Origin of the sequence: Nocardioides terrigena, assembly GCF_003047265.1 — a bacterium.
Classification (GTDB): Bacteria; Actinomycetota; Actinomycetes; order Propionibacteriales; family Nocardioidaceae; genus Nocardioides; species Nocardioides terrigena.
Map to the genome: position 1 here is coordinate 22,651 of NZ_PZYY01000003.1, position 25,657 is coordinate 48,307.

Sequence of the window (25,657 nt, forward strand, 5' to 3'; positions counted from 1 at the left end):
CGCAGGCTTCCCGGGCCAGTCCGGCAGCAGCGCGTCGGAGATGCCTCCCCTCGTCCGACGTCCCGATCCAGCACCTTCCCCCGAGGACAGCCATCCCGTGAGTGACCCCCTTCCCTTCCAGCGTCCCGAGACCGTGCGCCCGAGCGCGACCCAGGCGCAGGGCGACGTGCTGACCGAGGTCGAGGCCACGGAGCAGCTCGGCCCCACCGGTCGTCCGATGCCGTCGTTCCCGGAGCCGCCCCCGGTCGGTGACGGACCGACGCGGGCCCGGGTGGTCTCGATGTGCAACCAGAAGGGCGGGGTCGGCAAGACCACGACCACCATCAACCTCGGTGCCTCGCTCGCGGAGTACGGACGCAAGGTGCTGCTCGTCGACTTCGACCCGCAGGGCTCGCTGTCGGTCGGCCTCGGCCTCAACCCGCACGAGATGGACCTGACGATCTACAACCTGCTGATGCAGCGCGACGTGACCCTCGACGACGTCGTGGTCCCGTCCGGCGTGCCCGGCATGGACCTGCTGCCGTCCAACATCGACCTGTCGGCCGCCGAGGTGCAGCTCGTCCACGAGGTGGCCCGCGAGCAGACCCTCCAGCGGGTGCTCGCGCCGGCGCTCGACCAGTACGACGTGATCCTCATCGACTGCCAGCCCTCGCTCGGCCTGTTGACGGTCAACGCCCTCACCGCCTCCGACGGCGTCATCGTGCCGCTGGAGTGCGAGTACTTCGCGCTGCGCGGGGTGGCCCTGCTCAAGCAGACCATCGACAAGGTGCGCGAGCGGCTCAACCCGCGTCTCGAGGTCGACGGCGTGCTGGGCACGATGTTCGACGGTCGCACCCTGCACAGCCGTGAGGTCATGCAGCGCCTGGTGCAGGCGTGGGGCGACACGGTCTTCCACACGGTGATCCGTCGTACGGTCAAGTTCTCCGACTCCACCGTGGCGGGTGAGCCGATCACGTCGTACGCCTCCTCGTCCGCCGGGGCCGGCTCCTACCGCCAGCTCGCCAAGGAGGTGCTCGGCCGGTGGCCCGCCGAGTGAGCCTGCCGGCGGCCGACGACCTCTTCCGCCCCACCTCACCGGAGGGCGGCCAGGCCGAGCCGCAGCGCGCCGTCCGCGCCGTCAGCGACACCCCCCAGCCCGAGCCGGACGCCGCGCCCCGCAAGCCCAGCGGCCGGGTGCGCCACGACGAGAAGATGACGGTCTACGTCACCTCCGACGAGCTCCTCGACATCGAGCACACCCGCCTGGTGCTGCGCCGGACCCACGGCCTCGCGGTCGATCGTGGCCGCGTGGTGCGCGAGGCGCTGGCGCTGGTGCTGGCCGACTTCGAGGCCCACGGTGCCGACAGCGCGCTCGTGCGACGGCTGACCGAGGAGTGACGACGACCGCCGCGACCTCCGCTGCGAACCTCGAGGTGACCGGCGGCGAGGCGGCGCCGGCCTTCGCGGTCCGGCTCGACAACTTCGAGGGCCCCTTCGACCTCCTGCTGTCGCTGATCGCCAAGCACAAGCTCGACATCACCGAGGTGGCCCTGTCCCGGGTGACCGACGAGTTCATCGGCTTCGTCAAGGCCGGCGGCAAGGTCTGGGACCTGGAGCAGACGACCTCCTTCCTGCTCGTCGCCTCGACCCTGCTCGACCTCAAGGCCGCGCGGCTTCTGCCGCAGGGCGACGTCGAGGACGAGGAGGACCTCGCGCTGCTCGAGGCCCGCGACCTGCTCTTCGCCCGGCTCATGCAGTACCGCGCGTTCAAGCTGGTGGCGGGAGTGCTCGAGCAGCGGCTCGCCGCCGAGTCGACGCGGCACCCGCGCCAGGTCGGCATGGAGGACCGCTTCGCCTCCCTGCTGCCCGAGGTGCTCATCGGCATCGGGCTCGACCAGTTCGCCCGCCTCGCGGCCAGGGCGATGGAGCCCAAGCCCGTCCTGGAGGTCTCGCTCCAGCACATCCACGCCGCCCGGGTCAGCGTCCGGGAGCAGGCGGCTCTCGTGGTCGACCGGCTCCGTCGTAGTGGGACGATGACCTTCCGAGCGTTGTGCGGGGACTCGCCCGACAAGCTCACCACCGTGGCGAGGTTCCTCTCGCTGCTCGAGCTGTTCCGGGAGGGTGCCGTGGGCTTCGACCAGGTGACCCCGCTCGGCGAGCTGACGATCCGCTGGACCGGTGCCGAGGAGGGCGAGGTGGACATCAACGACGAGTTCGACGGTGCCGAGCCCGACGACCGTGGGCTAGTACAGGACGATCGGGTGGAGGATCTCGGCGTGTCGCCGCCCGAAGGTCCGGTACTACCGCAGGAGGAGAGCCCGTGAGCGAGACCGAGACCGAGAACGTGACCGACGCCTCGACCGACACCGACGCCTCGCCGGAGACGCTCGACGTCGCCGTGGCCGCGCTCCACCCGTCGCTCGAGGCGATCCTGATGGTGGCCGACCAGCCACTCGACAAGGTGCAGCTCGCGTCGGTCGTGGGCCATCCGGTCGCCGACGTGGAGGCCGCCCTCGACGAGCTCGCGGCCACCTACACCGAGCAGGGTCGCGGCTTCGAGCTGCGCAACGTGGCGGGCGGCTGGCGCTACTACACGCGCGAGGAGTACGCCGCGGTGGTGGAGGGCTTCGTGCTGGAGGGGCAGCAGGCGCGGCTCACCCAGGCCGCGCTGGAGACCCTGGCCGTCGTCGCCTACAAGCAGCCCGTGTCCCGGGCCCGGGTGTCGGCGATCCGCGGCGTCAGCGTCGACGGCGTGATGCGCACCCTGCTGACCCGCGGCCTGGTCGAGGAGGCCGGCCAGGACGGCGAGACCGGCGCCAACCTCTACCGCACGACCACCTACTTCCTCGAGCGGATCGGCATCACCTCGATCGAGGAGCTGCCCGAGCTGGCGCCCTACCTCCCGGACATGGACGACCTCGAGGACGAGCTGGCCAGCGTGGCCGGCATGCCGCCGGAGCCGACGCCCGAGCCGACGCCCGAGCCGACGCCCGAGCCGACGCCCGAGCCCCCACCGCCCGCACCCCACCACCCGCACTCGCCGCACAGTGGCGACGGCACCGAGCCCGACGGGGGCACCGAGCCCGCATGAAGCCGCACGACGAGAAGGACACCCACCCCGCCTCCCAGCGGCCCGAGACCGACGAGGACGGGCTGATCAGGCTGCAGAAGCTGCTCGCCCAGTCCGGCGTCGCGAGCCGGCGCAAGTGCGAGGAGCTGATGCTCGAGGGCGCCGTGGAGGTCGACGGCGAGGTCGTCACGCGCCTCGGCACCAAGGTCGACCCACGCACCGCCGTCATCCGGGTCGAGGGCCGACGGCTGCCGCCGATCTCGGCGCACGTCCACCTCGTGCTCAACAAGCCGCGTGGCGTGGTGTCGACGATGTCCGACCCCGAGGGGCGCCGCTGCCTGGGCGACCTGGTGGCCGACCGCCCCGAGCGGCTCTTCCACGTCGGCCGGCTCGACACGGACACGTCGGGCCTGCTGATCCTCACCAACGACGGCGACTTCGCCCAGCGCCTCGCGCACCCGTCGTACGAGATCGAGAAGACGTACGTCGCGGAGGTCGAGGGCCAGCTCCACAAGGGGGTCATCAAGAAGCTCCTGGCCGGTGTCACGCTCGACGACGGTCCCGTGGCGGTGTCCCGGGCCCGCATCGTCGAGGGCAGCCACGGCCGCACCTCGCGGGACCGCACGATCGTCGAGCTGGTGATCCACGAGGGTCGCAACCGCATCGTGCGCCGCCTGCTGGAGCACGTGGGGCACCCGGTGACCCAGCTGACCCGCACCTCCATCGGGCCGGTGGAGCTCGGCAAGCTGCCGGTGGGGGAGATGCGCGAGCTGAGCCTCACCGAGCTCGGTGAGCTGATGGACAGCGCGCAGCTCTGACGGAGACGACCGCGGCCCCCGCGACTCAGATGCCGGTGTACTCGTGCTCGTTGACGGGCAGCCCGGCGGCCGCCCAAGCCTTGATCCCGCCCTCGAGGACGACGGGGTCGTCGTAGCCCAGGGTCTTCAGCGTGGCGGCCGCGAAGGTGGCGCGAGTGCCGGACGCGCACACGACGATCACGCGGCGCGCGGGGTCGAGGGCCGCCTTGTGGCGGGGGCTGGCCGGGTCCGCCAGGAACTCCAGCAGGCCTCGCGGCGCCGGCACCGAGCCGTCGATGTGGCCGTGCTGCCACTCCTCGCCCTCGCGGACATCGAGGAGCACCGCTTCCCCGGCGGTGACCTGGGCTGCGGCCTCGGCAGGTGCCACGGCGCCGACCTCGGCCCTTGCTTCCTCGAGCATCTGCATCGCTGACTTGGTCATCGCGACCTCCTTCTTCCCATCTGAGTCAGCCGACCCGGACGTGCTCGATGCCGAGGGTCTCGGCGGTGCCGACCTTCTCCAGGGTGAGCCGTGCCCACTCCTCCTCGAGCAGCTGCTTCGCGGCCTGCTCGAGGAACTCCGGCGCGGCCCACTCGGACACGTCGAAGTCGTTCTCGATGTAGCCGTGGCTGAGCATGAAGTCCTTGCCGATCTCGATCGAGGCCATGTTCTTCGGCGAGAAGTTGGGCACCATGTCGATGTGCTTGATGCCTTCGTAGGTGTCGTCGACGTCGGCGTAGAACGTCTGCCGGTTCAAGATCACCGCGGCGGCCCGCTTGTTGTCGTTGGCCCAGCGTCCGACCTTGATCATCCCCTTCATGAACGCGACGACGAGCTCGGGGTGCTGCTCGGCCATCTCGGCGGTGCAGGTGATCACCGCGGGGATGTTGGCCACCTGCAGGGTCCAGTCCGGGTAGCGGGAGAGGTCCTCGATCGCCTTGAACTTGCCCGTCTCCTCCTGCAGGTGCTGGAAGGGCTTGCTCTGGGTGTAGATCGCGTCGACCGTGCCGTTCTCCAGCGAGGTCTCCAGGGGGCGGAACGCGAGGTCGTGCTTGTGGTCGCGCTTGAGCCACAGCTCCGACGGGTTGTCCATCGGGTCCAGCATCTCCGGCTTGTCGTACCAGTCGTCGGGGTAGGGGAACTCGACGATCTCGACATCGTCACGGGTCATCCCGTTCATCCGGAGCATCAGCTCGATGCCCTGCTCCTCCTGGATGCGCCACCAGTCGTTCTTGATCGTGTTGAGGCTCTTGGTGAGCCCGATCTTCTTCCCCCGCAGGTCGCTCATCCGGTAGATGTCGTCGCGGGCGCGCACCAGCATGCAGCCGCCCTCGTGGGGGGCGTGGGTGGCGCCGAGCAGCACCGTCCGGCGCAGATCCGCGTGCACGTGGACGGGCGGGAACAATCCACCGAAGCGGATCAGGTTGTCCAGGTTGTGGATGTAGTGCGGGTACCAGTTGTTCTCGCGGCGCGAGCGCAGGAACGCGTACTGCACGCCGATCTTCTTGAACTCCTCGCGCGTCCAGCCCAGCTCCTGGTCGACGTTGCTCGCCGACACCAGGGGGCAGTTGGTGTAGTAGACCTCGTTCCAGTCCAGGGGAACTGTCGAGGACACGTTCTCGGTCATTGGCTCGTCCTTCGCTCGGGGGCCCCACGACATCGCCCGGGATCAAGGAGTGGAGTCCAACTTGTACGACTGTTCACATCGCACCACCCGCTGGGTCGGCACGACAGTGCCGAAGGTCCTGAGGTCGCCGGGACCGGGCGGGACCGGGCCCGCAGCGCCGTACGGGCTGCCGCGGCCGCGGATGCCGACGGTTCAGCGGCCCCGCTGGTCGTGCCGGGGCGAGGGGTCGGGCGGCGAGGGCCAGGGCGTCGCGCCGAGACGCCGCGCGCTGTGCGCGAGGTCGTCGCGCAGGTCCTGCAACGGCACGTCCTGGAGGTCGCCGGCCTCGAGCAGGTAGTCCTCGAAGATCCGCCACCCGAGTGCGGCGGCCACGATCTGGGTCGCGCGGACGCGGGCGGACAGCTCATCGAGTCCGTACCCCTCCGCCAGGGTCGCGGCCATGGCCGTCACGGGGTTGAAGTCGGAGCGCTTCTCCCGGATCCGTCCCGAGATGGCGAGGGCTCCCGCTACGCGGACCCACTGCCCCATGACTGTGTCCGGGGTGAACCCCTGTCCGGAGAGGGGGTTGTCGATGACCGCCTGGGCGACCTGGTCGGAGAGGTGGTCGAAGACGGCGATCACGAGCTCGTCCCGGCTGCCGAGGTAGCGAGGGATCAGCGCGAGGTGGACGCCTGCCTGTGCCGCGATGTCACGCAAGGACACCGCGTCGACTCCGCGCCGGGCGAAGAGCAGCGCGGCGGCCTCCAGCACCGCATGCCGGACCTCGTCGGGCCCGACGGGGGTGCCGGCCGGTCGCCGGGGGCCGGGGGTACGACCCGGTCGGGTGCTCGTCATGTCAGGTGCCCCCTCGGGTGAGCGGCTCGTGAACAAGCGTACGCATTCCAGGGCTGTCCCGCGGCTCATCGGCGAGGACGCCCTGCCGAGTCGCTCGGCGCGTCAATCTTGACTGGCTCCAGAAAAGGCACGAGACTCGGGCCATGACCCACGCACAGGAGCTCCAGGACCTGTTGCGGAGCGCGTCCCTGCGGGTGACCCGTCCGCGGCTGGCGGTCCTCGAGGCCGTGCACGCGCACCCGCACGCCGACACCGACGCCATCATCCGTGGTGCGCGTCGCGCGCTGCCGGAGGTCTCGCACCAGGCGGTCTACGACGTCCTGCGCGCCCTCACCGACACCGGCCTGGTGCGTCGCATCCAGCCGGCCGGGTCGGTCGCGAGGTACGAGGCGCGGGTGGGGGACAACCACCACCACGTCGTGTGCCGCTCGTGCGGCGCCATCGCCGACGTCGACTGCGCCGTCGGCGAAGCTCCGTGTCTTACCGCCTCCCACGACCACGGCTTCGCGGTCGAGGAGGCGGAGGTCGTCTACTGGGGCACCTGCCCCGGTTGCGCCACCCTCCGCACCCCACAGTGATCCCCTCGGAAGGAACCCGATGAGCGACAACCAGGACAACGCCCCCACCAGCCCGCAGGGCGTGGACGAGAAGGCCGCGGCCGGCTGCCCGGTCGCGCACGACTCCGCGACCGCGCAGGGCAGCGAGAGCGAGAACCCCGCGATCGACGCCCCCACCCCCAAGACCGGCGGGCGCCCGCACACGCTCAAGGACTGGTGGCCCAACTCGCTGGACCTGTCGGTGCTGCACGCCCACTCCTCGAAGGGCAACCCCCTGGGCGCGGACTTCCGCTACGACGAGGCGTTCTCGGGCCTGGACGTCGAGGCCCTCAAGCGGGACATCACCGAGGTGCTGACCACCTCCCAGGACTGGTGGCCGGCCGACTTCGGTCACTACGGCGGCCTGATGATCCGGATGAGCTGGCACTCCGCGGGCACCTACCGCATCTACGACGGTCGCGGCGGCGCCGGCGACGGCAGCCAGCGCTTCGCCCCGCTCAACAGCTGGCCCGACAACGCCAACCTCGACAAGGCACGCCGCCTGCTGTGGCCGGTCAAGCAGAAGTACGGCCAGTCGATCTCGTGGGCCGACCTGCTGGTCCTGGCCGGCAACGTCGCACTCGAGTCGATGGGCTTCGAGACCTTCGGCTTCGGCTTCGGCCGCGAGGACGTGTGGGAGCCCGAGGAGATCTTCTGGGGTCCCGAGGACACCTGGCTGGGCGACGAGCGCTACTCCGGTGAGCGCGAGCTCAGCGAGATGCTCGGCGCGGTCCAGATGGGCCTCATCTACGTCAACCCCGAGGGTCCCAACGGGAACCCCGACCCGCTGGCCTCCGCCCGCGACATCCGCGACACCTTCGCGCGGATGGCCATGGACGACGAGGAGACCGTCGCCCTCATCGCCGGCGGCCACACCTTCGGCAAGACCCACGGTGCGGGCAACCCCGACCTCGTCGGCCCCGAGCCCGAGGGCGCCCCGCTCGAGGAGCAGGGCCTCGGCTGGATGAGCTCCCACGCGTCGGGCAAGGGCGCCGACACCATCACCAGTGGTCTCGAGGTCACCTGGACCGACAAGCCCACCCAGTGGAGCAACCGCTACTTCGAGATCCTCTTCGGCTACGAGTGGGAGCTCTCCGAGAGCCCGGCCGGCGCCAAGCAGTGGGTCGCCAAGGACGCCGAGGACATCATCCCCGGTCCGACGGCCGACTCGCCGAAGCGCAAGCCGACCATGTTGACCAGTGACCTCGCCCTGCGCGAGGACCCGGCGTACGAGAAGATCTCGCGCCGCTTCCTGGAGAACCCCGAGGAGTTCCGCCTCGCCTTCGCCAAGGCCTGGTACAAGCTGCTGCACCGCGACATGGGTCCGGTCAGCCGCTTCCTCGGCCCGTGGGTGGCGGAGCCGCAGCTGTGGCAGGACCCGGTGCCGGCCGTCGACCACGAGCTCGTCTCGGACGACGACGTGGCCGCGCTCAAGGCGACCGTGCTGGACTCCGGCCTCACCACCGCCCAGGTGGTCTCGACCGCGTGGGCCTCGGCCGCGACCTTCCGCTCCACCGACAAGCGCGGCGGTGCCAACGGTGCCCGGATCCGCCTCGAGCCCCAGCGCAGCTGGGAGGTCAACCAGCCCGAGGAGCTCGCGACCGTGCTCGAGACCCTCGAGGGCATCCAGCGCGACTTCAACGAGGCCGGCGGGGCCCGCATCTCGCTCGCCGACCTCATCGTCCTGGCAGGATCCGCCGCAGTCGAGAAGGCGGCCCGCGACGCGGGTGTCGAGGTGACCGTGCCGTTCCACGCCGGTCGCACCGACGCCACCCAGGAGCAGACCGACGTCGACTCGTTCCGGGTGCTCGAGCCGCGCGCGGACGGCTTCCGCAGCTACCTGCGTGCGGGCGAGAAGACGCAGCCCGAGGTCCTGCTCCTGGACCGCGCCTACATGCTCGACCTCACGGCACCCGAGATGACCGTCCTCGTCGGCGGCCTCCGCTCGCTGGGCGCCAACGTCGGCGGCACCGAGCACGGCGTCCTCACCGACCGGCCGGGCGTGCTGAGCAACGACTTCTTCGTCAACCTGCTCTCCCCGGGCACCCGGTGGAAGGCGTCGGACGCGGAGAACGTCTACGAGATCCGCGACCTCGCGACCGACGAGGTGCGGTGGACCGCGTCCCCGGTCGACCTGATCTTCGGGTCCAACTCGCAGCTGCGGGCGCTGGCCGAGGTCTACGCCAGCGGTGACGCGGTCGACAAGCTCGTGCACGACTTCGTGTCGGCCTGGGTCAAGGTCATGGAGCTGGACCGCTTCGACCTGCGCTGACGCGATCGATCGACGGCCTGGGTGACGAGCCCGGGCAGTGACGGCCCCCGGACCGGTGAGACACGGTGCGGGGGCCGTCCTCGTCGTCGTTAGCCTTGCCGGGTTGACCGACGAGGAAGGGCAGGGACATGGCCGTGCGAGCCGTGCGAGGGGCGACCCAGCTCGACGAGGACACCCGCGAGCACATGCTGGACCGGGTGGCCGAGATGGTGCTCGACGTGATGGCGTCCAACGACCTGGAGGTCGACGACTTCATCTCGGTGATCTTCACCGCGACCAGCGACCTGGTCAGCGAGTTCCCGGCGTACGCCGCCCGTCGGCTCGGCTTCGGCGACGTCCCCCTCATCTGCGCCCGTGAGCTCGAGATCGCGGGGTCGATGCCGCGGGTGGTCCGCATGATGGCCCACGTGGAGACCGACCTGACCAAGGGCGAGGTCACGCACGTCTACCTGCACGGTGCCGCCAACCTGCGCCGCGACCTCACCAAGACCCGCGACGTCCCCGATGACCAGTGAGCTGATCGGCCCGGTCGAGGTCGTCGGCACGGGCCTCCTCGGCACCTCGATCGCGCTCGCCTGCCGTCGCGCGGGCCTCGAGGTCCTGCTCACCGACGTCGCGCCCGAGCACGTGCGCACGGCGACCGGCCTCGGCGCCGGCCGCGTACGACGCCCCGACGACCGACCGCAGCTCGTCGTCGTCGCGGTGCCGCCCGACCACCTCGCCGACGCGATCACCGCGGCCCTGGTGGCGGGCGACGCCGTCGTCACCGACGTCGGCTCGGTCAAGGCGGCGCCCCTGGCCGACGTGGCGGGCCGGGTCGATCCCGCGACGCTGACCCGGTACGTCGGGTCGCACCCGATGGCCGGCAGCGAGCGGTCCGGCCCCCTCGCGGCCAGCGCGGCGCTCTTCGACGGCCGGCCGTGGGCCGTGACCCCCCACCAGGGCGCCGACCCTGCTGCGGTGGACCTCGTCGCCGCGCTCGTGCGGCTGTGCGGGGGAGTGGAGGCCCGGCTGGCCCCGGAGGAGCACGACCGCGCCGTCGCGCGCACCTCCCACCTGCCCCACCTCGCCGCCGTGCTCGTCGCCGGTCGGCTGCAGGGCGCACCTCCCGAGCACCTGGCCCTCTCGGGACAGGGCGTCCGCGACGTGACCCGGGTCGCGGCCAGCGACCCGGCGCTGTGGCAGCAGATCCTGGGCGCCAACGCCGGTGCCGTCACCGACCTGCTGGGCGAGGTGCGCGAGCAGCTCGACGTGCTCATCGCCGCAGTCCGCGACAGCGACCGGGCTGCGCTGGAGACGATCCTCGGCGCCGGCGTGGCCGGCACCCTGGCCATCCCCGGCAAGCACGGCGGTCCGGTCCGCCCGATGCGCTCGGTCTTCGTCTCGGTGCCCGACCATCCCGGCGAGCTGGCCCGCCTCTTCGGCGACGCCGGGGAGATCGGGGTCAACATCGAGGACGTACACATCGACCACGACCCCGGCCGCCCGGTCGGCCTCACCGAGCTCCTCGTCCTCGAGGACGAGGCCGAGCACCTGCTGGGTGCTCTGGAATCTCGTGGGTGGACCACTCACCGGTAGTCTCAGCGCTCGTGAGTTCCCTGCCTGTGAGTCCGTTGGTCGTGGCGATCGACGGACCCTCCGGCTCCGGCAAGTCGAGCACGTCACGCGGCGTCGCCGCCCGCTTGGGGCTGGCCTACCTCGACACCGGGGCGATGTTCCGTGCGATGACCTGGTGGATGCTGCGCCACGGCGTCGACGTGCACGACCCCGCCGCCGTGGCCGCGCGCGTGCACGAGCCGGTGATCCGCTCGGGCACCGACCCGCTGGGGCCGACCATCGCCGTCGACGACGCGGACGTCGCCGTGGGCATCCGCTCCGACGAGGTCAACGCCGCGGTCAGCCCGGTCAGCGCCGTCCCCGAGGTGCGGGCCCTGCTGCTCGACCTCCAGCGCCGGATCATCGAGCAGGGCCTGGCGTCCGGCGGCATCGTCGTGGAGGGACGCGACATCGGCTCCGTCGTGGCCCCCGACGCGGCCGTCAAGGTCTACCTGTCCGCCGACCCCGCGGCCCGTGCCGCCCGTCGGGCCGCCGAGGCCGGCGGCGACGTCACGGCGACCGAGCAGTCCCTGCTCGCCCGCGACCGCATCGACTCGGGCCGGGCCACCGCGCCCCTCGTGCAGGCCGACGGCGCCGTGCACATCGACACCACGCCGTACACCCTGGACGAGGTCGTCTCCCAGGTCGTGGCGCTGGTGGAGGCGGTCGAGGCAGACGCGTGACCGTCCTGCCCCGACCGAGCGAGGAGCATCCTCGCCGGGCCATGCTGCGCGGCCTGCGTCCCGTCCTCCGGGTGGGCGTCGGCCGCTGGTGGGACCTGCACGTCCACCGGCAGGACCTCGTCCCGACCGACGGACCGGTGGTCCTCGCCTGCAACCACGTCGGCTGGCTCGACGGGCCGCTGCTCGCGATCTGTGCGCCACGACCGGTCCACGCGCTCACCAAGCGCGAGATGTTCGACGGCCGGATGGGCGCCTTCCTGCGCGGGTCCGGACAGATCCCGCTCGATCGCTTCGGCGCGGACCCGGGGGCCGTGAAGGCGTGCCTGCGGGTGCTCGGTGACGGGGGAGCGGTGGGCATCTTCCCGGAGGGCACCCGCGGCCCCGGCACGTACGACACCTTCCACCACGGCGCGACGTACCTCGCGCTCGTCTCCGGCGCGCCCGTCGTGCCCGTGACGATGATCGGCACCCGGCTCCCGGGCGGCGGCACCTCCTCGCTCCCGCCGCGCGGGAGCCGGATCGACGTCGTCGTCGGCGAGCCGTGGCGCACCACACAGACCCCGTGGCCCCGCACCCGGGAACACACCCTCGCCACCTCAGCGTTGCTGTGGCAGCACCTGCGCGACGAGCAGTCGCGCGCGCTCTCCCTCACCGGGCGAGCCCTCCCCGGCCCCTTGCCCGCGGGAGACATCGAGGACGACCCCGACACCGGGTTCGTCGAGCACCACCAAGGAGCATCATGACCGAGTACGACGACGCCAGCGCCCCCGAGGAGCAGGTGACCGGCCCGACGCCGGTCCTCGCCGTGGTCGGCCGCCCCAACGTCGGCAAGTCGACGCTGGTCAACCGCATCATCGGCCGCCGCGAGGCCGTCGTGGAGGACCGTCCGGGCGTGACCCGGGACCGTGTCTCCTACGACGCCCACTGGAACGGCCGCGCCTTCACCGTGGTCGACACCGGCGGGTGGGACCCCGACGCCCGCGGGCTCGCCGAGCGGATCAAGGCCCAGGCCGAGGTGGCGGTGTCCCTCGCCGACGCGGTGCTCTTCGTGGTCGACGCGACGGTGGGCATCACCGACGCCGACGAGGCCGTCGTCCGGATCCTGCGCAAGAGCGGCAAGCCCGTCGTGCTGGCCGCCAACAAGACCGACGACCAGCGCACCGAGGCCGAGGCCCACGGCCTGTGGAACCTCGGACTGGGCGAGCCGTTCCCGGTCTCGGCGCTCCACGGCCGCGGGTCCGGCGACATGCTGGACGCGATCCTCCAGGCGCTCCCGGAGACCCCGGAGCAGTCCTTCGGCGAGGTCGGCGGCCCGCGCCGCATCGCCATCGTCGGCAAGCCCAACGTCGGCAAGTCGTCGCTGCTCAACCAGCTCGCCGGCGAGGACCGCGTGGTCGTCGACAACGTCGCCGGCACCACGGTGGACCCGGTGGACGAGCTGATCGACCTCGGCGGCACCACCTGGCGCTTCATCGACACCGCGGGCATCCGCAAGCGGGTCAAGGAGGCGTCCGGCCACGAGTACTACGCCTCCCTGCGCACCTCGACCGCGATCGACCGCGCCGAGGTCGCCGTCCTCGTCCTCGACGCCGGCCAGTCGGTGTCCGAGCAGGACATGCGGATCATCCAGACGATCCGCGACGCCGGCCGGGCGATGATCGTGGCCTTCAACAAGTGGGACCTCGTCGACGACGAGCGCCGCTACTACCTCGAGCGCGAGATCGAGCGGGACCTCGTGCAGGTGCAGTGGGCACCGCGCATCAACATCACGGCCCGCACCGGCTGGCACGTCGACCGGCTGGTGCCGGCGCTCGACAAGGCCCTCGAGGGCTGGGAGACCCGGGTGCCGACCGGGGCGCTCAACACCTTCCTCGGTCGTCTGGTCGGGGAGCACCCGCACCCGGTGCGCAGCGGCAAGCAGCCCAAGATCCTGTTCGCGACGCAGCCCTCGACCTCGCCGCCCACCTTCATCCTCTTCACCAGCGGCAAGCTGGACGCGTCGTACGAGCGGTTCGTCGAGCGTCGCCTGCGCGAGCAGTTCGGCTTCGTGGGCACGCCCATCGTGATCCAGCAGCGGCCCCGCGAGAAGCGCAAGCGCTGACCGCGCGCCGCGCGCAGCCCTGTCCGGGGTAGTCCGTGACGAACGGACCCCTCCGGACGACGTTCCGGGGTCCGTTCGTCACGGACTACCCCAGAGGGGCGACTCGTCAGGGAGCCATCCCGGCGGACGACAACCAGGCGGCCGGGTCGGTCGCGCCGGCACCGTCGGGGTGGACCTCGAGGTGCAGGTGCGGCCCGGTGCTGTTGCCGGTCGAGCCGACGAGGCCGATGAGCTCGCCGATCTCCACGACCTGGCCGGGGGAGACGAGCGACGCGAGCTGGTGGCAGTACCAGACGTCGGTGCCGTCCTCGAGCGTGATGATCGTCCGCAAGCCGTAGGGGCCGGCGTCGGCGACCTCGGTCACGGTGGCGTCGGCGACCGCCACCAGGTCGGTGCCGGACGACGCCCCGAAGTCCAGCCCGGTGTGGTCGGCCTCCCAGAGCGGACCGCTCGCACCGAAGCCCGCCGACAGGTGGTAGTCGTGGACGGGCAGGATCGTCTCGAGCTCGGTGAGGTCCCCGGTGTAGCCCAGCGCCCGGAGCCTGTCGGAGCGCACCTGCTCGACCCGGGCATGCCGCTCGGCGACCGCGAACATAGCCGCCAGGGCCTGCTCGCGCCGGTCCACCTGCTTCTCAAGCGCCACGTCGAGACGCGAGACCTCCACGACGGCCACCTCGGTCGCCGCCTCCGGAGAGGCGTACGACGGCGCGGCGAGGGCAGGGCTCAGCAGCAACAGGAGTGTGCCGAGCAGGAGCCCGGCGCCGGCGGCTGGGCGCACGGCAACGAGGTTCGACATGGTGGACCCCCCGGACCGTGGACGAGGGTCCATGGTGCGCGCGGACCCGCGGCGTCCTCAGCCGAACGGACAGATCCCCCGGTGTGGTCTGGACCTCGGAGGGGTCAGGAGGTCACTCGGACGGCTCGGGGACGTCCACGTCCACGTCGGCGCAGTCGACCTCGGGGTTGACGCCGAAGTAGTTGAGGGGACCGGCGACGACGGTGAGGGCGATGTTGCTCGCCTCGGCGCAGTTGGTGTCGGTGTCGGAGAAGTAGTCGCGCTGGTAGGCCGCGAAGGCTCCGATGACGAGCCACACGACGATGAGCAGCGACAAGATCTTGGACATGACCGGAACCTAGGTCCCCGGGATGGGCGTGTCCAGACCCCGCGGGGTGGGGGACCGACGCCCGAGCGGCCCGGGACCATCGACCCTGCCCGGCGTGCGCCGGCGGGCGGACAGTGGGGGCATGACGACGAACCAACCGGTCCTGGTGGCGTACGACGGCTCCGAGGACGCCGAGCGCGCCCTGGTCTGGGCCGCCCACGAGTCCGTCCGGACCGGCTCGCCGCTGCGGGTGGTGACGATCGACGACGTGTCCACGTCGCCGTGGGGCGGCGAGATCTGGGTGCGCGACCCCGAGATGGTCGCACACGCCGAGGCGGTGCTGGGTGACCTGGGAGTCGAGGACGGTGTCGTCGAGCGCCGGGTCGGCAACGTCGCGAGCACGCTGCTGGACCTGTCCGAGTCGGCGTCGCTGGTCGTCCTGGGCAGCAACGGGCGCGGTCGGGTCCCCGAGACGTTCCTCGGGTCGGTGAGCCAGCACGTGGCGCGCCACGCGGTGTGTCCCGTGGTCGTCGTGCGCCCGCCGAGGAGACGCGACGCGGGGCGGATCGTGGTCGGGCTCGACGGCTCCGCGATGAGCGAGGCGGCCCTTGACTACGCCTGCCGTCGGGCCGAGGGGACGGGGGAGGTCGTGGTGGCGATCCACGGCTGGAAGGTGCACACGCCCTCGACCGACGTCTTCAGCAGCACGGCTCGCTCGGTGACCGACACGCTCGAGGAGAAGCAGGTGCTCCTGGGGGAGAGCATCGCGGGCATGCGGGCCGCCTACCCGGACGTGGTGGTGGTCAGCGAGGCGATCCCGGTCGCCCCCGCCGACGCGTTGGTCGACGCGTCCTCCAACGCCTCGCTCGTGGTGGTGGGCTCGCGTGGGCGTGGCTTCTTCAGTGGGCTGCTGCTCGGATCGGTCAGCCAGGACGTGCTGCACCGCGCCCACTGCCCGGTCGCGATCGTGCGCTGACCCGAATGAGGGCCCGCTGTACGCCGCCCGGCGCGGCGTGGGCGTGGGGTGCGACTGCTCAGGTGATCTGGAAGACGAGTCCGGCGCCGTCCTTGACGAGGACCAGGACGGAACCGTCGTAGCGCAGGTAGTCGGACCGGCCGTCCACGACGGACAGCACGACCTGCTCGACGCTGTTGGTGGGCTCCGGGCAGGCGGCGCGCGTCGTCGTCGGGGGTGCGAACGTCACCGAGGTCGAGTCGACGGTGACCCTCGTGCGACCGGTGTTGCAGCCGGTGTCGAGGCGGGCGAGGCCGTCGTCGCCCACGACGAGGCGGGGGGTGCGGACCCGCGGCGGCACCCGCGACGTCGTCCCGTCGGAGATGGTCCCCACCACCGACCAGGTCCGGCCCAGGAGGGTCTCGAGATCGGCCTGGGGCTCCGGCTCCATCGCGATGGTGACGTCGTCGACGGCGAGGTCGAGGGCGGTGCCGTCGGTGGTGGCCGCGAGCCCGGCGAGGAACAGGTCGCGCAGCCACTCGTCCTGGACCGCGAGGTCCTCCTCGCACCCGATCATCGTGGAGGCCGGCTCGTGGCTCCACCGCAGGACGCCGCCCTCCACCGTGAAGGCGCCGAACATCGTGTTGCACCCGGCCCAGACGGACATCGTGTCGTCGGCGAACCCGAGCTGGATGGTCGAGTCCTCCACCAGCTCGTGGCCCTCCACCTCGGTGGAGACGAAGGAGCCCAGCTCCAGGAAGGGGGCATCGGCGCTGAGCGGGGTGGCGTCCGAGGAGGGCTCGGGTTCCGCGGGGTCGTCCCCGCCGCAGGCGCCGACGAGACCGGTCACGACGGCGAGCAGGGCTCCTGTGGTGGCCACGCGCGCACGTCGTGGGGGGTGTGTCCGGAGGCTGGTGGGTCGCGGGCTCGGCATCGACACGGGGATCGCCCTCCCTCGGGGGTGGGCGCCACGGTGCGCCCGGGTCACCAACCTCCTGCGTGTCGGCGCCGAGGACCTCACGGGAATCGGGTGAGGCGTGCTCCGCGGCGGATGCCTAGCGTCGAGAAGGGCCGCGGACCCTCCGCGGCAGGTGCCCACCGACCCCCAGGACTCCTCGTGAACAAGGCCGTGCTGAACTCATTGACCGAGCCGGAGAGCGCGCTGGTGCGGGAGACCGAGCCCGCCGAGCTGCAGGAGCTCGACGAGGACCAGCTCCTCGCGCTCCACACCCGTGTGCAGCGGGCACGCACCAAGCACGTGAAGGTCTACCGGCGGGGCGCCAGCGCCGCGGTGGGCGACGTCGGTGCCCGCGGGTCGTCGTACAAGCGCCAGCAGCGCGCCCGCGACAAGGCCGAGATCTTCGAGGGCCTGTTGTCGCGGGTGAGCAGGCAGCTCGCCGTGGTGTCCAAGCGTGCCTCCGACGACCTGCGCGCCGAGCGCATCGCCGAGGCACGGGCCGCGAAGGGTGGCGGACCGGAGCAGCAGGCGGTCGCGAAGCAGGCCGCACCCGTGCCGAGCACCCGCCGCGCGGCCGTCAAGACGACGGGCGGCGTCAAGAAGGACGCCTCCTCCCAGGCCAAGGGCGCACGCCGCCAGAAGGCGCGCGACTCGCGCTGACGACTAGAACCTCCACACCAGCGGCACCACGGTCAGGCTCACCACGAACCACCAGACCATGAGCGGCAGCCCGAGCTTCCAGTAGTCGCCGAAGCGGTAGCCCCCGGGACTCATGATCATCATGTTCCCGGGGGTGGAGATGGGGGTGAGCAGCGCGGCGCAGCCGGCGATGGCCACGACCATCAGGACCGGCTTGGCCGACGTGCCCGTCGCCTCGGCGGCCGCGATCGCGATCGGCACCACGACCAGGACCGTCGCGGTGTTGCTCACCACCTGGCCCAGCGTCGCGGTCAGGAGGAAGAGGGCTGCGAGAAGGAGGTAGGGACGCCCGCTGCCCACCGCGTCGATCAGCACGGAGGCCACCCGGTCCGCGGCGCCGCTCGTCTGGATCGCGGTCGAGAGCGGGATGAGCGCGCCCACCAGCACCACCGTCTGCCAGGAGACCGATCGGTAGGCCTGGGCGACGCCGACCACCCGCAGCAGCACGAGGGACACGGCGGCGACGAGCCCGGCGATGGCCGGCGGCACCTGTCCCGAGCCGAGCATGACGACGAGCGCGGCGAGCACCAGCACGGCGCGCGTCGCCCGGGCTCCCCACGGGACGGTCTGTCGGCGCACGAGGTCGGGGGAGTCGACCAGGAGGACGTCGCGGTCCCGGTTGAGCTGGTCCAGGGCCGACCACCGGCCGTGCAGCAGGATCGCGTCGCCCTCGGCGAGCTCGACGGGTCCGTCGCCCAGGTCCTTGCCGAGCCGCTGGACGGCCAGGATGACCAGCGCGTGCTCGCGCTGCATGCCGCGGTGGACCTGCTCGCCCACCAGCCGCGACCGGGGCGGTACGACGACCTCCGCCACGCCCGCCTCGCGGGTCATCAGGTCCCGGGCGTCGCCGATCCCGACCATGCCCACGGCCAGCCCGTGCTCGACGGCGAAGCGGGTGACGTCATGGGCGGGACCGGTCACCACCAGGGTGTCGTCGTCCCCCACGAGCCCGACGACCCCCCGTCCGTCGGGGGACTCGGCGGCGACGACCCGGACGGAGGCGCCGTCCCCCAGGGCGCCGGCGGGGCCCTGGCCGATGAGGTCGGACCGTGAGCGCACGCGCAGGCGGTAGAAGCCGTCGGTGAGCTGGTACTGCGCCTCCAGGGTGTCGGCATGGCCGGTCAGGTCCGGGGGTGAGTGCTCGGGCACCCGGCGGGGCAACAGGCGTGGTCCGAGCAGGACGCAGAGCAGCACGGTGCCGACCAGCAGCGGGATCCCGACCAACGCGAAGGAGAAGAAGGGGAACGGCCCCTCGCCCGCGTCCCGGGCGGCCTCGGACACGATCACGTTGACGGGACTGCTCATCAGCATCAGCATCCCGCCGGCGCTGCCGGCGAAGGCGACGGGCATGAGCAGCTGGCTGGGGGAGAGACCGAGGCGGTGGGCGATCAGCACGACCAGGGGGAGCAGGGCGGCGACCGCGCCGTTGAGGGTGATGAGGGACGTGAGGAGCGCGGAGAGCAGGCACACCGCGACCAGCACCCGGGTGGCGCCCGTGCCGGCGTGGTCGAGGAGCCAGCGGCCCGCCCAGGTCGTGACCCCGGTCGAGTCGATGGCCTCGCTGACCACGAAGAGCGTGGCGATGAAGATGACCACCGGGTCCCCGAAGCCGGCGACCGCCTCGTCGGTGGTCACCAGCCCGGTGGCCCACAGGGCCAGCGCCGCCAGGATCGCGACCGCTCCCACCGGGAGCCGGTTCCACACGAAGAGACCGACGACCAAGGCCAGGACCACGAGCGCCGTGGTGGCGTCGTCCATCACCATCCCGCCCGGGGCCCTAGTCGAGCTGGACCGGGGATCCCGGGCCCCAGGGGATGTCCAGCAGGTACCAGCCGGTGAAGAGGAGGGTCCAGGTGACCAGCACGACGACGGTGTAGGGGATCATCATCGAGATGACGGTGCCCATGCCGGCCGAGGCGCGGTAGCGCTGGCAGACCAGGATGATGAACGGCAGGTAGACCATCAGCGGGGTGATCACGTTGACCGGTCCGTCCCCCACCCGGTAGGCCGCGAGCACGGTCTGTGGAGCGATCCCGAGGTTGTAGAAGAGCGGGATGAAGATGGGCGCGATGATCGCCCACTTGGGGATGACCCCGGGCATGATCATGTCGATCACGACGACCAGCAGGATGAAGCCGATCAGCAGCGGCAGGGCCCCGATGTCGGCCCTGCCGAGCAGGTCGGCGAGCTGCGTGGCGACCACGTTGGAGATGTTGGAGTAGTTGAAGAACGCGATGAACTGGGCGATCAGCAGCATCAGGAAGATGAGCCCGCCCAGGCCGTTGAACGTCTTGATGATCGCGTTGATCACGTTGGTGGCGCCGGTCAGGCTGCCCGAGCCGGAGCCGTAGCCGAGCCCGGCCGCGAGGAACAGCATGGAGATGATGAAGAGCAGGCTGCTCATGAACGGCGAGCTGCCGAAGATCTCGCCGGTCTCGGGGTTGCGCAGCGGCGCGTTCGGCAGGAACGTCAGCGCCGAGATGATCGCGATGGCGACGAGGCTGTAGATCCCGGCCATCCGCAGCCCGCGTGACTCGTGCGAGAGCTCGTCCCCGGAGGGGACGTGGTCCACGGGCGCGTCCGCCGGACGCTCGGCGGGGTCCCACTTCCCGGCGCGGGGCTCGATGTAGCGCTCGGTGAGGAGGGTCATCACGACGGCGGTGAAGAGGGTCGACACGATCGCGAAGTAGAAGTTGTTGGTCACGTTGAGCGGCTCGGCGTTGGGCGCCACCCCGGCCATGATCTCGTTGGTGACCTCGGTGATGATCCCGTCCGCCGGCGTGATCAGGATGTTGACGAAGAACGACGCGCTGACCCCGGCGTACGCCGCGGCGATGCCGACGAGCGGGTTGCGTCCCAGGCTGGCGAACGCAGCGGCCCCGAGGGGGATGAGCACGAGGTAGCCCGCGTCGGAGGCGACGCTGGAGATGCCGCCCAGCAGCACGATGATGAAGGTGATCGCCCCCGCAGGTGCGACCTGGACCATCTTGCGGATCAGGGCCGCGATGAGCCCGGCCTCCTCGGCCACGCCGACGCCGATCATCGCGACGAGGATGACCGCGACGACGCCGAAGTCGTTGAAGTTCTGCACGGCCGTGGTGAAGATGTAGCGGATCCCGTCACCGGACAGGAGGCTCTCGACCTCGATGGTCTCGGTCCGGACGGTGTACTCCGGGATCGTCTCCTCGGGCTCGTGGTCCAGCGACGGGTAGGTCGTGCCGCCGTTGTACTCCTGGCTGACGGTGGTGTCCTCCGGCTCGGCCACCTCGGTGGTCACGCTCACGTCGGCCCAGGCGAGGACCGCCGACAGCACGATCACGCCGACGATCAGCGCCAGGAAGATGATGGCGGGGTGCGGCACCTTGTTGCCGACCCGCTCGATCCAGCCGAGGAACCCTCCGGAGGACTTCTCCGCGGCCGCCGCGGTGCTCACGGCTCGGACCGGGGTGACTCGAAGCGGGTGGCGAGCTCGACGAGCAGGAGGGCGCCGAACCCGCTGGCGCCCTTGTTGCGCCACGTCCGGACCGCCGGCTGCTGCGCGGTGCCGGCGATGTCGACGTGCGCCCACGGGATCCCGTCGACGAACTCCTCCAGGAAGAGCCCGGCGGTGATGGACCCGGCGTTGACGCCGCCCATGTTGGTCATGTCCGCGATGGGGGACTCGAGCTGCGCGCGGTAGGGGCGGTGCAGCGGGAGCTCCCACAGGGGCTCGTCGGTGGCCGTCCCCGCCTGCTTCAGCTGGTCGACGAGCCCGGGGTCGTTGCCCATCACCCCGGCCACGTCCACGCCGAAGGTCCGCAGGCAGGCTCCGGTCAGCGTGGCGATGTCCACCACGGCGTCCACTCCGTCCTCGACGGCGAGGCACAACCCGTCGGCCATGACGAGGCGCCCCTCGGCGTCGGTGTTGAGGACCTCCACCGTCTTGCCGTTGCGCATCCGCAGCACGTCGCCGAGCTTCATCGCCGAGCCCGACGGCATGTTGTCGGTGCAGCACAGGTACGCCGTCACGGCGGTCGTGCACCCCACGTCCCGCAGGGCCGTCATCGCGCCGAGGATCGCGGCCGCCCCGGTCATGTCGTTCTTCATCTGCGCGTGGGACTCGTCGCTCGGCTTGAGGCTGATGCCGCCGGAGTCGTACATGATCCCCTTGCCGACCAGCCCGAGGTGGCCGCTGGGGGAGTCGGGGCGGTAGCTGATCTTGATCAGCCGGGGCTCCTCGACGCTGCCCCGGTTGACCCCGAGGATGCCGCCGCAGCCCATCTCGTGCAGCTGCTGCCGGTCGAACAGCTCCACATCGAGGTCGGCCAGCGGCGCGACCTGCTGGGCGACCTCGCCCATCCGCTCGGCCGACAGCGTGCTGGCGGGGCAGTTGGACAGGTCCCGGCTGATCGCCGCGGCCCGGGCCGTCACCCGGCCGCGCGCGACGCCGGCGCGGACCTCGTCCACCTGCGCCGGCCCGGCGACGATGGTGAGCGAGGCGAGCGTCGGCTCGTCGCCCCCGGCGCCCACGAAGAAGCGCCAGCGGGCCAGCAGCACCCCCTCGACGACGGCCTGGGCGAACTCCGCGGTGGAGAGCGCGAGGTCCCCGTCGACCATCTCCACGGCCAGCGTGTGGTGCTGCGGCACGGCGCGCGCGAACGTCGCTGCCAGGTCACGCACCCGTGTGGCGTCGACGGTGCTCGCGTCGCCGACGCCGAGGGCGACGAGGGCGCGCCCGTCCGGGCCCGGCAGGACCGCGGCCTGGCCCGGTGCCGCGGTGAAGCCCACGGCGTTGAGCTGGCTCCAGTCGGTCCCGAGGTCGGCCGGTGGGCGGTCGCCCTCGATGACGGGTACGGCGAGGGCGGCAGCGTCCGAGGCCGGGGGGAGCTCCTCCACGACGTGGATGTCCACGCGCGCGCGGAGGGTGGGGACCGGGTCGATGTCGCGGGGTGTGGGACTGCTCACCGTTAACTCCGTTCGGGCCGGTGGACTCACCGCCGAGACTCCCGGCTCCACCCCGGGGGGTGGTCCCCCGAATCGGGGGATCTGCGGCGGCCGGTCACCGGCCTTGTCAGGGGCCGGTCACCGGGTGGGCGGGGCGGCCTCGGAGGCGAGCAGGTCGAGCCCGAGCCGGCGGGCGAGGTAGCGGGCCGCGAGCTGGCCGCGGACGCTGTTGCCCGCCGCGTCGAGCAGCGGTGAGAACGTGGCCAGCGCCCCCTTGCCGGGGGACACCGTCACCAGTCCCCCTCCGATCCCGCTCTTGCCGGGCATGCCGACGTCGAAGAGCCAGTCGCCGGACGTCTCGTACATCCCCGCGATCGTCATCACGGCGAGCGCGGCGTGCGCGATCTCGGGGTCGACGACCTGGACGCCGGTGACCGGGTTGGTGCCGCCGTCGGCGAGCGTCGCGCCCATGACGGCGAGGTCGACGGCCGTGACGGCGAGGCAGCTCTGCCGGGTGTAGACCTCCACGGCGTCGGCGGGGTCGCCCTCCACCGCGCCGGCGGCGACCAGCATGTTGGCGAGCGCGCGGTTGCGGTGGTTGCTGGTGAGCGCGGAGGCGAGGGTCGCCTCGTCCATGTCGAGGCGCCTCCCCGCGAAGCGGCACAGTCCCTCGTGGACCGTCGCCCAGCGCTCCTCCACGTCGCGCCCGGCCACCAGGCTGGTGGTGGCGATGGCTCCGGCGTTGACCATCGGGTTGGTCCGACCGGACGGGTCCCGCTCGACCGGGACGGTCGAGTTGAAGGCCATGCCGGTGGCGTTGACGCCGACCACGCGGCGTACGTGCTCGACACCGCGCAGCTCACACGCGAGGGCGAAGACGAAGGGCTTGGTGACGCTCATCACCGGGAACGGGACCCGGGCGTCCCCGGCCTCGACGAGGTCCCCGGAGGTCGACACCACGCTGAGGCCGAACAGGTCGGGGTCCGCCGTGGCCAGGGCGGGGTAGACCGCGGAGAGCGACCCGTCGTCGACCGAGCCGTAGAGGCCGTGGGCCTCCTCGACACGGGCGCGGGTGGTCCCGGCCGCAGGCAGGCGGCCGGCCGAGACGAAGCGCTCCCCGGGCGCGAAGGTGGACATGTCGGCGTACCTCCGTCGGCCGCGGGAACGGGTGGTTCCCACGATCCCGGAGGCGCGTCGGCACGCGCACCCCTGATTCGGGTGAGCGACCCCGGCGCGCCTCTCACCCGGTTAGGGGGAGCCCCCCTGCCGCGCGGCGGCGGCACGATGCGAGGACTGCACCGCAACGGAGGGAACATCATGGGAACACTGACGGTCTGGAAGTTCGACACGCCCGACGGGGCCGACGAGGCGACCGGGGTCCTGCGCGACCTGGCCAGCAAGAACCTGATCACCATCCACGACGCCGCCACCGTGCGGTGGGAGACCGGGAAGAAGAAGCCCAAGACGCGCCAGCTCAACAACCTGACGGGTGCGGGCGCCCTCGGGGGAGCGTTCTGGGGGATGCTGTTCGGCCTGATCTTCTTCGTGCCCCTGCTCGGCGCGGCGATCGGTGCCGCCACCGGGGCCCTCGCCGGCTCACTGGGCGACGTCGGCATCGACGACGGCTTCATCAATCGCGTCCGTGACGAGGTGACGCCGGGGACGTCGGCCCTGTTCGTCATGTCCTCCGACGCGGTCATGGACAAGGTGCGCGATGCCTTCGCGGGGTCGCAGCCCGAGCTCATCTTCACCAACCTGAGCGACGAGCAGGAGAGCGCCATCCGCGAGGTCTTCGCCGAGCAGGACTGACCCGTGCCGGGGACCGGCGTCCGCAGGCTCGGGGCGGGGGACTACACGCTGCCCGGACTCTGGGTGGCGCTGGTCCTCGCGTGCCTGTCCTTCACCCCGTCCCTCCTGCCCCGGCCCGCGGCCTTCCAGGGGGCCGTCGTCGGCATCGACGCGGCCCTGGGCTACGGGCTGGGGGTGCTGGGCGCCTTCGTGTGGCGCGAGTTCGCCGACCGCGGGCCGCGCCAGCCGTCGGAGCGGTCCCGTCGGGCGTGGCGGGTGGTCGCCGTCCTGGCCCTCGTGGGCGCGACCCTGGTGGGTCGGCGATGGCACGTGCAGGCGAGCCGGATCGTGGACGCGGAGCCGGAGAGCGCCTGGGCGACGCTGCTCGTGCCCCTGGTCGGGGGCGCCGTCTTCGTGCTGCTGGTCGCCCTCGGCCGGGCCATCGGCGACCTGTACCGACGGGTGTCCACCTGGCTCGCCCGACGCATGGGCGAGCGGGCCGCGCGGGCGACGGGCCTGCTGGCGCTGGTGTCCGTGACGGTGCTCCTCGCCAGCGGCGTGCTGTGGGACGCGTCCATGCGGTTCGCCGACCGCGTCTACGCGACCCTCGACGGCTCGACACCGGACGGCGCCACCCAGCCGAGCACCGGGTTGCGGTCGGGCGGGCCGGGCTCACTGGTGGAGTGGGACACCCTCGGCCGGGAGGGCAGGTCGTTCACGGGCCGCGGGCCCACCAGCGCGGAGATCTCTGCCTTCCACGACGGGGAGCCGGCGCTGGACCCGATCCGGATCTACGCCGGGTTGTCGTCGGCCGACGACACCGAGCAGCGCGCCGACCTGGCTGTCCGGGACCTGTGGCGGGCGGGCGGCTTCGAGCGTGAGAGCCTCCTCGTCGTCACGGCCACCGGCACCGGGTGGGTGGAGCCGAGCGCGGCCGGCAGCTTCGAGTACCTCACCCGCGGCGACTCGGCCGTGGTCTCCATGCAGTACTCCCACCTCCCGTCCTGGCTCTCGTTCCTGGTCGACCAGGAGAAGGCGCGCGAGGCTGGTCGCGGACTCTTCGACGCCGTCTACGAGCGCTGGTCGCGCATGCCGCCCGAGGAACGACCGCGACTGTTCGTCTTCGGTGAGAGCCTCGGGTCCTTCGGAGGAGAGACGGCGTTCAGCGGGGAGTTCGACCTGCGCAACCGGCTCGACGGCGCCCTGTTCGTCGGGCCGCCCAACTTCAACCCGCTCTACCGTGAGTTCGTCGAGGGGCGGGACTCCGGCAGCACGGAGGTGGAGCCGGTCTACCTCGCAGGCCGCACGATCCGCTTCACGACCCTGCCGGCGCGCTCCATCGAGCCGGCGACGGAGTGGCCGGGCACCCGGGTCCTCTACATGCAGCACGCGTCGGACCCCGTCACCTGGTGGAGCCCCGACCTGATCCTGAGCAAGCCCGACTGGCTCGACGAACCGCGCGGTCGCGACGTCCTCGAGGACACCCGTTGGATCCCGCTCGTCACCTTCTGGCAGGTCTCGGTCGACCTCGCCCTCGGCTTCTCGACCACGCCCGGTCACGGGCACAACTTCAGCGGCGAGCACGTGGACGGCTGGGCGGCCGTCCTGGGGATCGACGACCTGGACGAGGACGACGCCGAGGCGCTCCGACAGGTCTTCAGGCGCGAGCAGTGAT

General features: G+C 71.8%; 26 protein-coding genes. 16 read left to right on the forward strand and 10 right to left on the reverse strand.

What is annotated here, in order from left to right; translation table 11 throughout:
* Window positions 1–97: 97 nt before the first annotated feature.
* From DAE25_RS06820 to DAE25_RS06840, 5 genes are read left to right on the forward strand one after another with little or no spacing between them, the layout of a single operon-like run.
* On the forward strand, window positions 98–1,036 hold the full coding sequence (locus tag DAE25_RS06820; RefSeq protein ID WP_325050363.1) for a ParA family protein: 939 nt from the start codon (window positions 98–100) through the stop codon (window positions 1,034–1,036).
* Window positions 1,021–1,377: a hypothetical protein gene (locus DAE25_RS23485; RefSeq protein WP_056889243.1), complete on the forward strand. Its 357-nt coding sequence runs from the start codon at window positions 1,021–1,023 to the stop codon at window positions 1,375–1,377. The genes DAE25_RS06820 and DAE25_RS23485 overlap by 16 nt, the downstream gene beginning before the upstream one ends.
* Entirely contained in the window at window positions 1,374–2,303 is a 930-nt protein-coding gene (locus tag DAE25_RS06830) for a segregation and condensation protein A (protein ID WP_107765484.1), read from the forward strand. Before DAE25_RS23485 ends, DAE25_RS06830 begins: the two co-directional genes overlap by 4 nt.
* The gene (gene scpB / locus DAE25_RS06835) at window positions 2,300–3,070 is read left to right on the forward strand and encodes an SMC-Scp complex subunit ScpB (protein ID WP_407669333.1); all 771 of its coding nucleotides are present in this window, start codon (window positions 2,300–2,302) and stop codon (window positions 3,068–3,070) included. Before DAE25_RS06830 ends, scpB begins: the two co-directional genes overlap by 4 nt.
* A complete protein-coding gene (locus DAE25_RS06840; RefSeq protein WP_107765485.1) occupies window positions 3,067–3,867 on the forward strand; it encodes a pseudouridine synthase in 801 nt (266 codons plus the stop codon). Before scpB ends, DAE25_RS06840 begins: the two co-directional genes overlap by 4 nt.
* Window positions 3,868–3,892: 25 nt before the next feature.
* Here DAE25_RS06840 and DAE25_RS06845 read toward each other — a convergent pair whose 3' ends face one another.
* The 3 genes from DAE25_RS06845 to DAE25_RS06855 form a co-directional block, all read right to left on the reverse strand.
* Window positions 3,893–4,288, reverse strand: coding sequence for a rhodanese-like domain-containing protein (locus DAE25_RS06845; RefSeq protein ID WP_107765486.1), 396 nt, complete (start codon window positions 4,286–4,288; stop codon window positions 3,893–3,895).
* A gap of 25 nt (window positions 4,289–4,313) precedes the next feature.
* Window positions 4,314–5,474 (reverse strand): ABC transporter substrate-binding protein, encoded by a 1,161-nt coding sequence (locus tag DAE25_RS06850; RefSeq protein ID WP_107765487.1) that lies wholly within the window; start codon window positions 5,472–5,474, stop codon window positions 4,314–4,316.
* Window positions 5,475–5,666: 192 nt separating this feature from the next.
* Window positions 5,667–6,308, reverse strand: a complete 642-nt coding sequence (locus DAE25_RS06855) for a TetR/AcrR family transcriptional regulator (protein WP_159083616.1) — start codon at window positions 6,306–6,308, stop codon at window positions 5,667–5,669.
* A gap of 143 nt (window positions 6,309–6,451) precedes the next feature.
* Here DAE25_RS06855 and DAE25_RS06860 point away from each other — a divergent pair, with 143 nt between their 5' ends.
* The 7 genes from DAE25_RS06860 to der all read left to right on the forward strand — a co-directional run bounded on the left by DAE25_RS06860 (window position 6,452) and on the right by der (window position 13,556).
* Complete coding sequence (locus DAE25_RS06860) at window positions 6,452–6,886, forward strand: Fur family transcriptional regulator (protein WP_107765489.1); 435 nt, start codon at window positions 6,452–6,454, stop codon at window positions 6,884–6,886.
* A 19-nt stretch (window positions 6,887–6,905) separates the two neighbouring features.
* Window positions 6,906–9,176, forward strand: a complete 2,271-nt coding sequence (gene katG / locus DAE25_RS06865) for a catalase/peroxidase HPI (RefSeq protein ID WP_107765490.1) — start codon at window positions 6,906–6,908, stop codon at window positions 9,174–9,176.
* 128 nt (window positions 9,177–9,304) lie between these two features.
* On the forward strand, window positions 9,305–9,691 hold the full coding sequence (gene aroH / locus DAE25_RS06870) for a chorismate mutase (RefSeq protein ID WP_056889235.1): 387 nt from the start codon (window positions 9,305–9,307) through the stop codon (window positions 9,689–9,691).
* Window positions 9,681–10,754 carry a prephenate dehydrogenase gene (locus DAE25_RS06875; protein ID WP_107765491.1) on the forward strand — a complete coding sequence of 358 codons (1,074 nt, stop codon included), beginning with the start codon at window positions 9,681–9,683 and terminating at the stop codon, window positions 10,752–10,754. The genes aroH and DAE25_RS06875 overlap by 11 nt, the downstream gene beginning before the upstream one ends.
* Before the next feature lie 11 nt (window positions 10,755–10,765).
* Window positions 10,766–11,455 (forward strand): (d)CMP kinase, encoded by a 690-nt coding sequence (gene cmk / locus DAE25_RS06880; RefSeq protein WP_234410903.1) that lies wholly within the window; start codon window positions 10,766–10,768, stop codon window positions 11,453–11,455.
* Window positions 11,452–12,198: a lysophospholipid acyltransferase family protein gene (locus DAE25_RS06885; protein WP_234410904.1), complete on the forward strand. Its 747-nt coding sequence runs from the start codon at window positions 11,452–11,454 to the stop codon at window positions 12,196–12,198. The genes cmk and DAE25_RS06885 overlap by 4 nt, the downstream gene beginning before the upstream one ends.
* Window positions 12,195–13,556 carry a ribosome biogenesis GTPase Der gene (gene der, locus DAE25_RS06890; protein WP_107765494.1) on the forward strand — a complete coding sequence of 454 codons (1,362 nt, stop codon included), beginning with the start codon at window positions 12,195–12,197 and terminating at the stop codon, window positions 13,554–13,556. Before DAE25_RS06885 ends, der begins: the two co-directional genes overlap by 4 nt.
* Before the next feature lie 106 nt (window positions 13,557–13,662).
* Here the strand turns inward: der and DAE25_RS06895 are convergent, their stop codons facing one another.
* Window positions 13,663–14,352, reverse strand: coding sequence for a M23 family metallopeptidase (locus tag DAE25_RS06895; protein WP_107765495.1), 690 nt, complete (start codon window positions 14,350–14,352; stop codon window positions 13,663–13,665).
* Window positions 14,353–14,464: 112 nt separating this feature from the next.
* Window positions 14,465–14,680, reverse strand: a complete 216-nt coding sequence (locus DAE25_RS06900) for a hypothetical protein (protein WP_107765496.1) — start codon at window positions 14,678–14,680, stop codon at window positions 14,465–14,467.
* A 121-nt stretch (window positions 14,681–14,801) separates the two neighbouring features.
* Between DAE25_RS06900 and DAE25_RS06905 the strand changes: the two genes are divergently transcribed.
* Window positions 14,802–15,635, forward strand: a complete 834-nt coding sequence (locus DAE25_RS06905) for a universal stress protein (RefSeq protein WP_159083617.1) — start codon at window positions 14,802–14,804, stop codon at window positions 15,633–15,635.
* Between the two features lie 58 nt (window positions 15,636–15,693).
* Here the strand turns inward: DAE25_RS06905 and DAE25_RS06910 are convergent, their stop codons facing one another.
* The gene (locus tag DAE25_RS06910) at window positions 15,694–16,494 is read right to left on the reverse strand and encodes an META domain-containing protein (RefSeq protein WP_159083618.1); all 801 of its coding nucleotides are present in this window, start codon (window positions 16,492–16,494) and stop codon (window positions 15,694–15,696) included.
* Window positions 16,495–16,731: 237 nt separating this feature from the next.
* Here DAE25_RS06910 and DAE25_RS06915 point away from each other — a divergent pair, with 237 nt between their 5' ends.
* On the forward strand, window positions 16,732–17,232 hold the full coding sequence (locus DAE25_RS06915; RefSeq protein WP_107765499.1) for a hypothetical protein: 501 nt from the start codon (window positions 16,732–16,734) through the stop codon (window positions 17,230–17,232).
* A 3-nt stretch (window positions 17,233–17,235) separates the two neighbouring features.
* Here the strand turns inward: DAE25_RS06915 and DAE25_RS06920 are convergent, their stop codons facing one another.
* From DAE25_RS06920 to glsA, 4 genes are all read right to left on the reverse strand, one after another.
* Entirely contained in the window at window positions 17,236–19,029 is a 1,794-nt protein-coding gene (locus DAE25_RS06920; RefSeq protein WP_107765896.1) for an SLC13 family permease, read from the reverse strand.
* A gap of 19 nt (window positions 19,030–19,048) precedes the next feature.
* Window positions 19,049–20,704 carry an AbgT family transporter gene (locus DAE25_RS06925; protein WP_107765500.1) on the reverse strand — a complete coding sequence of 552 codons (1,656 nt, stop codon included), beginning with the start codon at window positions 20,702–20,704 and terminating at the stop codon, window positions 19,049–19,051.
* On the reverse strand, window positions 20,701–22,215 hold the full coding sequence (locus tag DAE25_RS06930; RefSeq protein ID WP_107765501.1) for a leucyl aminopeptidase family protein: 1,515 nt from the start codon (window positions 22,213–22,215) through the stop codon (window positions 20,701–20,703). Before DAE25_RS06930 ends, DAE25_RS06925 begins: the two co-directional genes overlap by 4 nt.
* Window positions 22,216–22,332: 117 nt before the next feature.
* Entirely contained in the window at window positions 22,333–23,331 is a 999-nt protein-coding gene (glsA, locus tag DAE25_RS06935; RefSeq protein WP_107765502.1) for a glutaminase A, read from the reverse strand.
* Window positions 23,332–23,511: 180 nt separating this feature from the next.
* Between glsA and DAE25_RS06940 the strand changes: the two genes are divergently transcribed.
* Together DAE25_RS06940 and DAE25_RS06945 are read left to right on the forward strand one after the other, a co-directional pair.
* Window positions 23,512–24,003 carry a DUF1269 domain-containing protein gene (locus DAE25_RS06940; protein WP_107765503.1) on the forward strand — a complete coding sequence of 164 codons (492 nt, stop codon included), beginning with the start codon at window positions 23,512–23,514 and terminating at the stop codon, window positions 24,001–24,003.
* Between the two features lie 3 nt (window positions 24,004–24,006).
* Window positions 24,007–25,656 (forward strand): alpha/beta hydrolase, encoded by a 1,650-nt coding sequence (locus DAE25_RS06945; RefSeq protein ID WP_107765504.1) that lies wholly within the window; start codon window positions 24,007–24,009, stop codon window positions 25,654–25,656.
* Window position 25,657: the final 1 nt, after the last annotated feature.